This window comes from Paenibacillus sp. V4I5 (genome assembly GCF_030817255.1).
In the GTDB taxonomy this organism is placed as follows: Bacteria; Bacillota; Bacilli; order Paenibacillales; family NBRC-103111; genus Paenibacillus_E.
The window spans coordinates 5441600-5454383 of record NZ_JAUSZB010000002.1 but is presented as its reverse complement, the minus strand read 5'-3'; the positions used below and the strand labels follow the sequence as shown (position 1 = coordinate 5454383).

Sequence of the window (12784 nt, the reverse complement as noted above, 5' to 3'; positions counted from 1 at the left end):
ATCCAATTCTTCCAATTTTTCATTTCATTTCCTCCCCTTTGTTTGAAAAAGAATGTCTAGTCAAATGGAAAAATCCATTAATGAAATTATACTTTTAATGGATTTTTTATACAATGAAATTATTCAAAATATTCGATAATTCGATAAATAATGACATATTAATTCGGAAGCTCCTGGTATTCACTTAACCTTCTAGAACCTCCATGCTCAATTCCAATTCTATTCCCGTTTCTCCTCTCATTCTGCATAATCCGAAGCTATCATTGGAAGTCGAAACCCCAGCACCAAATGGCAAATAGAAAAATAAAATACATATTGACTTTTCACTATATGAAGCATATTATTATCTCATAACTAAGAATCTTAATTTAGAGATATTTTTCTTTCATACAAAAAAGCATAGTTTACCAAAGTATTGACGCAAAGAATACTACATTTACACATTCGAAGGAGTTGTTGATATGTACGATATCGCAGTGATTGGCGCAGGTCCCGCAGGAGCAAGTGCAGCATTGTTTGCAGCAAAAGCAGGAAAGAATACTTTACTCATCCATAATGATAAAAGCATGACAAAAAGGGCGTGGCTTGAAAATTATTATGGTATTGAAGAAATTTCCGGACCTGATCTTATCGATATTGGGAAGAAACAGGCAGTTAAATTTGGCGCTGCAGTGAAGGAAGAGAAGGTTCAAAATATCGTTAAACTAGATGCAGGTTTTCGCATTGAAACCACTATCGGACAATATGAAGCTAAATATGTCATTATTGCAACAGGAGCTTTAACAGAGCTTGCGGAACATTTGGGCTTGAAAACAAAACCAGCAACCGAACCGCGAATTAAGACGGTCATTGATGTTGATACAAATGGCCAAACAAGTTTGGAAGGCATTTGGGCGGCAGGTACAGCAGCTGGCGTTAGCGTCCATGCTATCATCACTGCTGGTGACGGGGCTAGAGTGGCGATAAATGTCATTAGCGAAATAAATGGGGAAAGATACGTTGATCATGATATTTTAAAAACTTCTGAATAAAAATTGACCAACTTTACACAAATCATAAAAGGAGTGGTTCACTATGCTTACCATTTTAAATAAAATAAATGTGCTTTCAAGAATAGAGAAAGAAATCGGATTAACCGAGATTGAAAAAACAGAACAAGCCAATCTGCGTAAAGAATATCTTCAAATATTTCGTGGTTCAATAGATAGCTTGCTCTTGAATTCTTCAATTATTGATCCGAACGGAGATAATGTTACCCCTGAAAGATTAAAAAAAGAACAGGCCAAACTAGCTGCAAAATAAATTTCACGAATCTAAATAAATAATGTAAAAAACCTTCCAAGTAACGTATTGGAAGGTTTTACTATACTTATTATTCAGTGAAATCGTTCAAAGAGTCCTTATTCTCCACGTGATACCAATTGAAATCGGCATACCCGCTTATACCTCTCCACACCAATGTTGCTGTATTTGCTCAACCTTTGCAATATTTGCTCTCATGTATGACTAAACCGGAGTATGGGCAAGAAATATCACCTTCAGAGTCCAAGCCCGATCAGTATGGCGTCGAAATGTAATCATCCGGCTCCGCTCTTGCCGAAATCAATTCACTTCCTGTTCAATGTGCAGGATCCCAGCCATCGATTCCGGCCAGTACAGATTGCGTATTGATCCCCGCAGCCTGTGAAGCACTCAGCTGTTCGGACCAGGTAACTCGGCCTGTTGTAGAAACGCCCGGACCTGTGCTGCCATATTCGGTGAAACGGGCCGTGCTTTCGTTCGCCGGATCCCCCCAATTGTTCCAGCCAGCCGGGATAATGTGCGTATTCATATACGAATACAAATACGTTACAGATGCGTATGGCCGCCATGGACGCCCTAAATAAACAGTATCGTCCAACGATCCCGAACGGGTCAGACTGCTGTTTATGAACACATATCCGTATCCAGTCGTTTGGTCTGTCGATGCTGCCGTCACAAAGCCATTGCCAAGGCTTTTGATTTCACAGCTTTCAAAAACAGCCGTTGCCGAACCAAAAATATAATCAACGGTTCCCTCGATATAGGAATCCCGGTAATAATGCCTGCCTGCCTTTGTGTACAACGTATCCTGATTTCCCAAAATCCGCACATTGTAGAACGCTGCCCTGTCTCCGGCTACGAACAATGCAACGGCCTGACCGGCTGTTGGCCCTGCGGTATTGCGAAAAGTAATGTTTTCAGCGGTGAAATCATTCCCTAATACAAATACACTTGAGCTGTTGGTCGTCCCTCCTGCAGAGCTGGCCGTATCGGTATACGTTAATATGGTCCCAGCGGCGCTTTCTCCAATGAGTGTTATATACGGTTTATTGGCGGGAAACGTAATTTTTTCTGTATAGGTTCCGTTTTTGACATAAATCGTTCTAGGTGTCGTATTATTTGCCGGAATGGCTTCAATAGCTGCCTTAACGGTCGTGTACACACCCGCTCCGCCGCTTGCGCTTACGACGAGCGCACCCGACGGAATGCCAGTCGTCACATCTTTGACGAGAATATCGTCCAGATAGTGGGAGCCAGCCGTTGAGTTCGGCGTATAGGACTCGTAACCATCAATGCTGGAAACAGCCGTATAAAAGGCGACGTCACTCGCTATCTTCAAACCGTTGACGTAAACATCGGCTTTATCGGCAGACGGATCAGCTACAATCCGGATGCTGTACCACGTGTTGGCGACATAACCGCTTTGAAGCGTGACGTATGTGTTATCCGGGTTCCGATAAGAGATGTTCCCATTGATAGTTTCGATAGAAATGCCTGCTGACGTTCCGCTGAGCAGCCGGAATACTTTCGTGTTGTTCCGCAATGTTGACTGCATAAACTTGAACTCGGCATCTACTTTACCTGTTTGAGCCGCAAATGACTTTTTCAGATTGACTGTAGCCGTTGTACTCGAGTCGTTCAAAAAAACGCTGCGGTTTGACGAACTAGGCACAGCCCCCACACGGACCGTGCCGCCAGCCTCTGAAATGGTAAACCCAGAAGGCTGTGAGCCTGCCGAAGTGCTGTTGAAATTGCTATCGGTCAGCACCATCGCTGCCAAAGCGTTGCTTGCAGGAATAATACCGAATAAAAAGGTGGAAAGTACAACCGTTAAGCTGAAAGATGACCATTTTAACATGAAAAAATACCTCCCTCGGGTTCAGTTATTGATTCTCATTCAACCTGAACATTCGTTCCTTGGTGTGTCCTCCAACCTTTTCTTCTCCCATCTGTTTGCTACCAAAAGCTGTAGAAAGGCGAGTCCAATCATCCCCCGGACTCGCCTTCCGATCGTGGTAATAAAGTAACGCTTCGGATCAGCTTATGGAATCGGTTTTTTCAATGTGAAGTAGCCGCTCGTTGCAGCCAGCTTCAGCAGTTTCGTTCCATACTCCCCAGCCCACGAATAGCCTAGCCTTCTTTCTTCGCTGATGTCCATGATGTTGAAATATTTGAGGCCGTCCCGGTCTGAGAAAAAATAGTTGTTATCTTCCAGGTTGTAGAATCGGTACCACAGGGTTTTGCTTGGATTAGAAACAAAGAAGTCTGGACCGTCACCATCGTATGCCATGCCGTCTACTCGAACCGTATCAAACCATTCCAGCGCGCTGCGGGCCGCATTGCGGATGGCAGGCGTTTGAGGTCTGGACATGAGGAAGGCGATGATCCCGACGGATTCCCTACCGGACTTAGAAGGCAGCTCATAAGCGCGTGCGCCTTTAGGTGCGTAGGTGACCGGGTCATGCTGAGCGCACCATACGGTGAGCGTTCCGTTCATGACGATTTGGGAATTAAGAATATACTGGATGCCTTTGTCAAGCGCAGTTTGCAGATTGGTGCGCTGCGTGGAGGTTAAAATATCGGTATCGAAAGCATATCGGTTATTGATCATATCATCCACCAGAACCAAAACGCGCACCATTGCATCGTCATTGAACGTCACGTAGTCAGAATAATTCCCGCGGGCCGGATACACTTGAGGCCAGCCGCCAGAGGCATACTGGGAGTTCAAAATAAAGTCGACGGCTTTCCTGGCACTTGTCTTGAAGGCGGTGTTGCCCGTTTTTTTATACATGTCGGCAAGGAATCGGATCTCCTTGATTGTGGCTAGGTTATCAAACGTTCCAAGCTCAACGCCACTGGAATTGATCCATTCCGAGCGGGGATCAGTGCCGTTCCACGGGGAGTTGTATTTGGTTGACATTGCTTTGAAAAATCCCCCATGAGGCATTTGCCAAGAAACAATATTCGTAGCATAGGTCGAGTCGGTCGTTAAATTGCCGGTGACGAAATCACTGAAATTTCGAAAGCTGGTAAACATGCTGTCAGCATTAACGGCAGAGAAATCATTAACGATGATGTCGTCGTATTTGGCCATTGCACCACCCTGCGTGATAAGACCGATAGCTCCCGTGCTCAGGCTGCTGTCTGTTGCGGACAACTGAAGCACACCGTTAACGTAAAGTCGAATGGAAGTACCTTCTACGACAAGCTTCACATCGTACCAGGTACCGGTCGTAAGGGCATAGGATTTGCTGGCGAGCGTACTGGAGGAAGCGCTTACTTTTTTCCGTATTTCCAATGTACCCCCGTTATTGTTGTACAAGGATGCACCATAGTAGTTGTTCCCATCAACATAACGGGCAGCCAAATAAACACGATTTCCCGCATTGAACGTATCGAGCTTGACTTTGGCCTGTACGCTGTAGTCCTTCCAGCTTGAGCTTCCAGTTGAGGTGCGACCTTCGCTCGTGCCGGATTGCTTGTAAGCAGGGGTGCCGTCGGTGACAATCCCCCAAGTTCCCGAGGTGGCCATCCAGCCGTTTGCATTGCCGTCATTGAAATCATCTGAGAACAGTGCGGCCGCTGAGGCGGTCTGCGGGAAAGAAACGTGAATCGAAAAGAGTAACGCTAGCACAAGAACCATACTGCAAACTTTCCGGCTATTATTTATGATTTGGCCCATTCTCTAAACCTCCTAATTATTGGTTTTGTTATGGTGTTATTCTTACCTCCTTCAATTGATTTGCGTGACAACGTCGGCTGCTGATCATGGTTACATCGACCTCACCTCCCCACATGATAAAAAGGAAGACCACGCTCTTGCCCAGTTTCTTCCCGTAAATGAAAGGGGGAAATACTATCCAGCGCGACTTCGCTTAATATGTATTCCCCCATGACCTTAAAATTACCCGACTAGTTATTTGTTGTCATGCGGCACAATAACCTCAGTAGTGGCCGTCGATTGGCTTCCTGCGAGATCAGTAACCGTGTACGTTATTAGGTAGATGCGCCCTTGCCTTTTCCGGAACGTTCTGCGCGCAATTGAAATTCCATATCGAAAGTTCCAATGTCGGCTCCGACGATATCCCCCGCTGTGTTTCCGTCACCCAAGCCGTCGTCAGGCTCATTGCTCGTAATCGAGGTCAGCACGATCGTACTGACACCCGAGCCTTCATCCTGCCCATAGACGCTCATTTGAACAGATACCAGCTTATGATTAGCAGGCGATAAAGACCTTTTATCCGGAATCAATGTCAATGTCGGCGCTGTCGTATCGATGTTGCTGACGGTGGCCGTAGCCGTTCCTTTATTTCCGGCTTCATCCATGAATTCAAAGGTGAAGCTGCCATTGGCCGTGAATGTGTAGCTCGTGGAACCGCCATTGTTGGTAACCGTATTGACGTAATTTCGAAATGTTTTGTTCTCATGACATCTACGCTTAAGGATAATTGCAGACTCAGGTAAGGGACTTACGGCGAGGTTGAGTAATCTTCCCCAGACGCTGTCGGGATGCCCTTAACCCTGGAAGCAAACTTCAATATCGTTTTACTTGCTTGACTGATCGCGGGGTACGGTTGCAGTTACCGAGACCGTCGTCTTATTCCCCACTTTATCGGTTGCGGTATATGTGATCGTATAAACGCGCCCGGAACCGGTACCCGCTCGTTCTGCACGCAGCATAAATGAAGTATCCGGGGTACCGTACTCTGCTCCTTGTATATCATTCGGTTGATCTCCGTCGCCCAGGCCGTCGTCCGGTTCGTTGCTCGTTATGGAGATCAGCACGACCGAGTCGATCCCCGAAATGCCATCCTCCGAATAGATGCTGGCATTTACGGTTTCCAACTGATGGTTCACCGGCAAGAGCGTTGTCTTGTCAAGAACGATATGAAGCGTCGGCGCCGTCTTGTCAATGTTGTTTACTGATGCTACAACCGTTCCTGTATTGCCCGCCCTATCCATGAATTCAAACGTAAAGCTGCCATTCTGACTGAACGTATAGCTTGAAGCTCCGTTGTTATTGGTTATCCTCACTTGCTCATCGGGCTCGATCGTGGCGATAACATCCTGGTTTGTCATCGCCACGGTGCTGTATACCACCTTGGCTGTCGGAGCTGCGGTATCTATGGCTAATGTTCGATAAGCCCACTTCGACCAAGCCCCCCGGGTATCTTGCGTCCGAACCCGAATGCTCCAGTTATCGTAATCCTGCATCATTGGAGCTTGATACGACGTCGCGGCATCGACCATTTCCCCGGAATCCCAAGCCGTCGTCTGCCAATTGTCTTTCGATCCTTGCACCTGATAAGCACGCTGTGCGTCGCCCGCATCCGCATCACTGAAGCTCCACGTGAATGTCGGAGTGTTTACATTTAAATATTGCCCGTCCGTATACGATGTCAGGGTTGTAACCGGAGGCGTATTATCTGTTAACGGAATGATGCCGGTGCGCAGCAGGTTCCAGTTGTCAGTTCCTTTTAATACGTTTTGTACCGTGTACTGACTTGCTTCCTCCGGTGTAAGCTGTATCGACCAGCCTGCACGCGCTTTCGGATTCGCACCCGGTCCCCGGCTGTTATACTCGGAGTATCTGGCCGTTTTCTCCTTATTCGGATCGCCCCAGTTATTCCAGCCGGAAGGTGCGATCGACGAGTCGATCATCGTGTCGATAAAAGCCACTGCAGCGTACGGACGCCACGGTCTTCCAAAGACGACGTTATTTACCCCCGGATCGGAGGTGATCTTCGAATTTACAAAGACATACCCGTAGGTTGTAGTCTCCGGCGTACTTGCCGCGGTTATATAACCGCCTTTCAGGCGATTGCTGTGCAACTCATTGTTTTCGAAGAACGCGGTCGCCGGACCGTAAATGAAATCGACGTCGCCTTCGATATAGCAGTCTTTGAAATACTGCCGTTTATCAATGTAGATCGTATCCTGGAAGCCGAGGAAACGGATATTTTTGTATACACCGCGGTCCCCGCTTAGAAAACCGGCGAGCGCCTGACCGGTGCCTTGACCGGAGTCGTTCTGGATGGTCATGTTTTCGGCCGAAAAATCTTTGCCTTGCACGAGGGCCGTGACCGTTTCGGTCGTACTATACGGCGTACCGTCAGGTTTCTTGGAATTCACGTTAAGATGGTAGACGAGAATCGTTCCGGTTGCGCTTTCGCCGACAAGGCTTACATACGGCTTGTTTGCCGGTACGACAATTTGCTCTCGATAGACGCCGTTGCGAATATAGATAACGGTCCTTTTGGTGTTACTGGCCGGAACCGCATTCAATGCCGCTTGAATCGTTGTAAAATCACCCGTTCCATCTTTCGCAACGACCAAAACATCCGCAGGGGTGACAGCGATCGGTTCGGAATGATAGCTTTCCCCATGGTCGTTTACCGCTGAAATCACATAATCGTAGGTTACGCCATTGACAAGGCCCGCGTCCTGAAAGCTTGTCCCGGGAATACCGGTCTTAATCGTCTCATATTGACCGCTGCCGAATGCACCACGTTTGACGGTATACGATACCGCCCCGCTGACCTCTCGCCAGGTCAATATGACCTGGGCATTGCCGGCAACAGCTTGAATGCTGTCCGGAATTGCAGGCGCTCCGCTCGGCACAGGGACTACCTGAACGGATGCGGAATTGGCGCTTGCAGTCGCCGGGCTTGCGGCCGATACGACATAGTAATAACTGGTGCCGTTGCTTACCGTTGAATCTGTATATTGGAGATCTGTTACACCCGAAACAACCGTCTCATAGTTTCGGCCATTTTCCGTACTGCGCTTCACATCGTAAGATAGAGCTCCAGCAACCTGGTTCCAGCGGATCGTAACCTGACCGTCGCCGCTTATAGCCGTCAAACCGGTTGGAGCATCGAGCGGCGCCATCGGTACAACGTCGGCAGCGGTAGATGGCGCGCTTTCCCCTATACTTACGGATGTGACCTGATAATAGTATCTAGTACCGTTGTCCAGTCCGAAATCACGGTACTTGGTGTCCAGTACATCGGCAATTTTGGTGAAGGGGCCAGCATGATCGGTGCTCCGGTAAAGCCTGTATGCGATGACCGGATACCCTTCAACCGGTGGATTCCAGGTCAGATCTGCCTGGCTGTTTCTGGGATTGGCCGTAAGATTGGTCGGTACGCCGGACAGACTCGGAATATCTTCGGCAAACGCTACACTCGAAGCCATGGGGTTTCCGATCTGAATCCATGAAAGCAATAACATCAAACATACAATAGCCAAAATACTTTTTCTCATACGCTTCCTCCTAATGAATAGTATCAACATCATGTCGAAAACAAGAATCCGCACTACCGATTCTCAAATTTTATATGGTGATATACACCTCCATCTTCGGTTTGTAATCGCTTTCATCGTATCGCATTTAATAGAAGCGAACTTTATTTTACACCTCCAAGACCCAGTTTCGGGTCCGGAGGTGTTGCATCGCTCCCTTTCGTCACTTCGTAACTAGTTATTTGCTGTCATGCGGTACCGTAACCTCAGCAGTAGCCGTCGTTTGGTTTCCTGCGAGATCGGTAATCGTATAAGTAATCAGATAAATGCGTCCTTGCCCTTTGCCGGACCGTTCTGCCCGCAGTTGAAACTCCGTATCGAAAGTTCCGATAACGGCATCCTGAATATCTCCCGCCGTGTCTCCATCACCCAAGCCGTCGTCCGGCTCATTGCTTGTGATCGAGGTCAGCACGATCGTATTGACACCGGCGCCTTCATCCTGTCCATAGACGCTCATACTAACGGTTACCAGCTTATGATTCGCAGTCGATAAAGTCTGCTTATCCGGAATCAGTATTAATGTCGGCACTGTTGTATCGATGTTACTGACGGTGGCCGTAGCCGTTCCTTTATTTCCGGCTTCATCCATGAATTCAAAGGTGAAGCTGCCATTGGCCGTGAATGTATAGCTCGTGGAACCGCCATTATTGGTGATCGCAGCAGCTTCGCTTGGCGTAATGGTTGCAACTACATCTTGATTGGTCGGCAATGTCGTGCTGTAGGCCACTGTTGCCGTTGGCGCTACTTTGTCGATGTTGTACACGGCGGCTACAACAGAGCCTTGATTGCCCGCCGCATCAACAAACTCGAATGTAAAGCTGCCATTGTCAGCAAACGTATAGCTGTTTGAACCACCATTGTTGGTAACAGTTACAGCTTCGCTTGGCGTAATGGTTGCAACGACATCTTGGTTGGTCGGCAATGTCGTGCTGTAGGCCACTGTTGCCGTTGGCGCTACTTTGTCGATGTTGTACACGGCGGCTACAACTGAGCCTTGATTGCCCGCCGCGTCAACAAACTCGAAAGTAAAGCTGCCATTGTCAGCAAACGTATAGCTGGTTGAACCACCATTGTTGGTAACAGTTACTGCTTCGCTTGGCGTAATGGTTGCAACTACATCTTGGTTGGTCGGCAATGTCGTGCTGTAGGCCACTGTTGCCGTTGGCGCGATTTTGTCGATGTGGACGGTGACAAAATCATTTTCAGCATTTACCGGTTGTACAAGCACCCACATAAAATATAATGCTTTAGCCGCTTTCGCTCTTGTAACGCTCTTCTTCGGTTCAAGCTCTGTTCCGTTGATCATCTTGCCTCTGGCGATACCCTTCTCTGAGCGGATGAGACCCAATTCATATGCATCCTTAACCTTATTGACCAAAGCCGGCGATATATCGGCTATATCCGTTAGCTGCTCGTAGGAAACTAGCGGATAGTACATAACTCCTTTGGCGCCGGCATCCAGATTCGGATCATAGTTCGGGCTGCCAGGCACAGAGGTCGTGCCGTTATAGTCGGTCATGTACTTCGGCTTCGTAGTGCCGAACTTGGCGCGATATGCGTCATCCAGAATAGAGCCCATCACCTCTCGCGAAAGAATTCCGCTCGTATATTCCGACGATGTCGATATATCCACGTCCATAAGCTCGCTGAGGGCCGTAATGAATTCGCCCACCGTCATATTCACATCGGGATTAAAGTTTCCATTGCTATCCTTGTACATAACACCAAACTGAAGCATTTTCTCAATCTGATTCCGATAGTAAGAACCTGCGCCGATCGTTGTATCCTTGGCCATTTCAGGGAAAATGTGCACCCAATCATTCGATGCGACGGCATCCTTGACGTCTTGCTTCAGATAAGAAGCAATATCCGCGGCTTTCGGATCGCCTGCTGCTCCCTTGTTCGCGATGTCCGTAACGATGATTCGGGCAAATTGTTTTCCAAGAGCTTCCTTATAGTGAGTTCCGTCTACTTTGTTTGACGGATGTCCGTTGGCGTAGCTCCCATCGTTCGTTTTTCCCGGAGTTTCCCCTGCTTCAATGGACATGACGATCGCGGTCGTCGCTTCGACTCCTATAGCGTTATAATACTTGAGGCTTTCCGAGTTCAGATCAACAACGGTGACTCCTAATTCCGCAGCTGCCTTTTTCATAATATCCGGGAACAGTCTGGTTTTAAAAGAGTTCGTATAGACAGATCCTGGCTGCGCGGCGCCGTTGACTCTGGACATCGGCGTCACCAGTACGGGAATCATCCCGCGAGCCCGAATGGCAGGAACATACATATCCTTGATAAAAGATTCATACATGGCTTCCGTAGCGCCTCTGCCGAATCGACGGTTCTCATCCGTACTTTCGTCATTATGACCGAACTGAACCAGCACGTAGTCTCCGACTTTTCCCGTCATCAGAATATCGTTAAAACGGCCTTCCGTATAAGCGCTCTTGAACGAACGTCCACCCATCGAATAGTTAACGACGTTCACTTTGCTCAAATCGAACATATTGTCAAATACCTGACCCCAGCCACTCATCGGCGTTTCATCAAAGGTGTAGGATTTGACCGTAGAATCCCCCAGCGTATAAATCGTCTGAGAACTTCCAGCCGGGCGCGTTTGGGGCGCGATCGGTGTAAGAACGATTTCCTGTACGCCTACAGGCGTATTCACTTTGTTCGGTTCAATCTCGATATCAATAAAGCTCTGGCCGTTAACAAAGTTGTAGGTCCATTCCTTACCGCTCGCAGTAATGAAATTACGTATAGGCACCAACCGGGCTGTATCCCAGAACCCGCCTCTTAGAAGCCGGCTCGATTGCATGCCCGAAACCGATACGGTTGTGTCCGCAGCAGCGGAGGTTGTTTTAACGTAGACCTGGTACGCTCCCGGAGGAGCTTTGATCCGAAATGCCATGCCGTAATTGTTGTAGTTGTCCTTCTCAAAGCCTTTCTCTGCATAAAATTGCGGTTCGCTAATGACAAAACCGGTTCCGTCCGAAGTAATTGGAGCCGTATGCACTTGTCTTGCCGGCAGCGCGCTGGTCTCATTAACAAAGCCATAGCCAACCGAAGAGTTGTACAGCGGCGCACCGTTATTCAGGCCATAAACCACTGACGTGTATCCGTCTTTAGCTGTATTGGTAAAATTAAATTTGTAGGTAATCTGTTCGACTTTGTCGGGTACGTTCTGAATAAGATTAGCGATCACCATCAGATCCTGATTATCGATTTTCCCGTCCAGGTTGATGTCCCCCGCTTTGACCAAGTCCCATTCAGAATCCCCGGATGATTTGCCGTAATGAGCAGTGATCCATCCCAAATCTGCGATATCGATTGCCCCGTCCTTGTTGACATCCTTAGGATCATAATTGAAATTGACTGTGTTATAGAAATTTTGAATCGCCTTATTCAGCTCAAGTGCAGCTTTATCGATCTCCTGCTGTGTCGATGCCCCATTGCTCTCCACCGCCTTGGCGGCCTGGATCGCCGATTGGAACGTTGCCTTCGCTCCAGACGGGTACTGCCCTGTGCCCGTTCCTTCCACTGCGGCGAGGACCGCAGCTTCGGCATTGACAATAATGGAGTGGAGAACCGATATATCCGCATTCACACTCCCTTTTATTGTGCTGCTTACCGTCGCAGACGGCGCGCTTTGACCATCCGCATTGTTTGCGGTCACCGTATAATAGTAGGTTTGGCCTGCCACTACGTTAGAATCTATATAGGTCGTGTCATATACGGGACCGGCGATCGCCGTTAAGCTGCCGTCGCTTGTTGTGCTGCGTTGCACGCTGTAGTAGGCGGCTCCAGCAACAGGGCTCCAATTCAGCGTAATTGTCCCGTTGCCCGCTGTCGCGTTCACTCCTCCCGGAGCCGACAGTGCTTGTGGAGCTTCTTGTCCGGGCAGCATGCTGATTAACGTCGGCTCCCATCCATCGGCTCCCGCCAATATTCGCTGCGGCGTATATTCATTGGCTTCACTAGCCGTTAATTGTCTGGTCCAGCTGAACCTGCCCTTCGCATTGGCTCCCGGCCCGCTGCTGTTATACTCCCCGTATCTGGCCGTCGTTTCATTGCTGGCACTGCCCCAATTGTCCCAACCGACGGCTTTGATATGGGCGTCCATCCAGCTGTTGATATATTTGACATTGGCGTACGGCCTCCAAGGTCTGCCCAA

Annotated in this window: 7 protein-coding genes; 2 read left to right on the top strand and 5 right to left on the bottom strand. The window is 48.3% G+C overall.

Features of this window, described 5'->3' with window-relative positions; translation table 11 throughout:
* Positions 1 to 461: 461 nt before the first annotated feature.
* Both QFZ78_RS26770 and QFZ78_RS26765 read left to right on the top strand, forming a co-directional pair.
* A complete protein-coding gene (locus QFZ78_RS26770; protein WP_307552089.1) occupies positions 462 to 1031 on the top strand; it encodes an FAD-dependent oxidoreductase in 570 nt (189 codons plus the stop codon).
* 43 nt (positions 1032 to 1074) lie between these two features.
* Positions 1075 to 1302 (top strand): DUF896 domain-containing protein, encoded by a 228-nt coding sequence (locus tag QFZ78_RS26765; protein ID WP_307552088.1) that lies wholly within the window; start codon positions 1075 to 1077, stop codon positions 1300 to 1302.
* Positions 1303 to 1618: 316 nt separating this feature from the next.
* Here the strand turns inward: QFZ78_RS26765 and QFZ78_RS26760 are convergent, their stop codons facing one another.
* The 5 genes from QFZ78_RS26760 to QFZ78_RS26740 all read right to left on the bottom strand — a co-directional run bounded on the left by QFZ78_RS26760 (position 1619) and on the right by QFZ78_RS26740 (position 12784).
* Entirely contained in the window at positions 1619 to 3160 is a 1542-nt protein-coding gene (locus QFZ78_RS26760; RefSeq protein WP_307552087.1) for a pectinesterase family protein, read from the bottom strand.
* Positions 3161 to 3343: 183 nt separating this feature from the next.
* Entirely contained in the window at positions 3344 to 4987 is a 1644-nt protein-coding gene (gene pelA / locus QFZ78_RS26755) for a pectate lyase (protein ID WP_307552085.1), read from the bottom strand.
* A 314-nt stretch (positions 4988 to 5301) separates the two neighbouring features.
* Positions 5302 to 5631, bottom strand: a complete 330-nt coding sequence (locus QFZ78_RS26750) for a hypothetical protein (RefSeq protein ID WP_307552084.1) — start codon at positions 5629 to 5631, stop codon at positions 5302 to 5304.
* A gap of 219 nt (positions 5632 to 5850) precedes the next feature.
* Positions 5851 to 8571, bottom strand: coding sequence for a pectinesterase family protein (locus QFZ78_RS26745; RefSeq protein WP_307552083.1), 2721 nt, complete (start codon positions 8569 to 8571; stop codon positions 5851 to 5853).
* Positions 8572 to 8788: 217 nt separating this feature from the next.
* Positions 8789 to 12784 carry a pectinesterase family protein gene (locus tag QFZ78_RS26740; RefSeq protein ID WP_307552082.1) on the bottom strand — a complete coding sequence of 1332 codons (3996 nt, stop codon included), beginning with the start codon at positions 12782 to 12784 and terminating at the stop codon, positions 8789 to 8791.

Bases quoted from the DNA above. Each gene is read 5' to 3' on its own strand.
- QFZ78_RS26770 (WP_307552089.1), top strand. From the start codon at position 462: ATGTACGATATCGCAGTGATTGGCGCAGGTCCCGCAGGAGCAAGTGCA.
- QFZ78_RS26745 (WP_307552083.1), bottom strand. From the start codon at position 8,571: ATGAGAAAAAGTATTTTGGCTATTGTATGTTTGATGTTATTGCTTTCA.
- QFZ78_RS26765 (WP_307552088.1), top strand. From the start codon at position 1,075: ATGCTTACCATTTTAAATAAAATAAATGTGCTTTCAAGAATAGAGAAA.
- QFZ78_RS26750 (WP_307552084.1), bottom strand. From the start codon at position 5,631: ATGGATGAAGCCGGAAATAAAGGAACGGCTACGGCCACCGTCAGCAAC.
- QFZ78_RS26760 (WP_307552087.1), bottom strand. From the start codon at position 3,160: ATGTTAAAATGGTCATCTTTCAGCTTAACGGTTGTACTTTCCACCTTT.
- pelA (WP_307552085.1), bottom strand. From the start codon at position 4,987: ATGGGCCAAATCATAAATAATAGCCGGAAAGTTTGCAGTATGGTTCTT.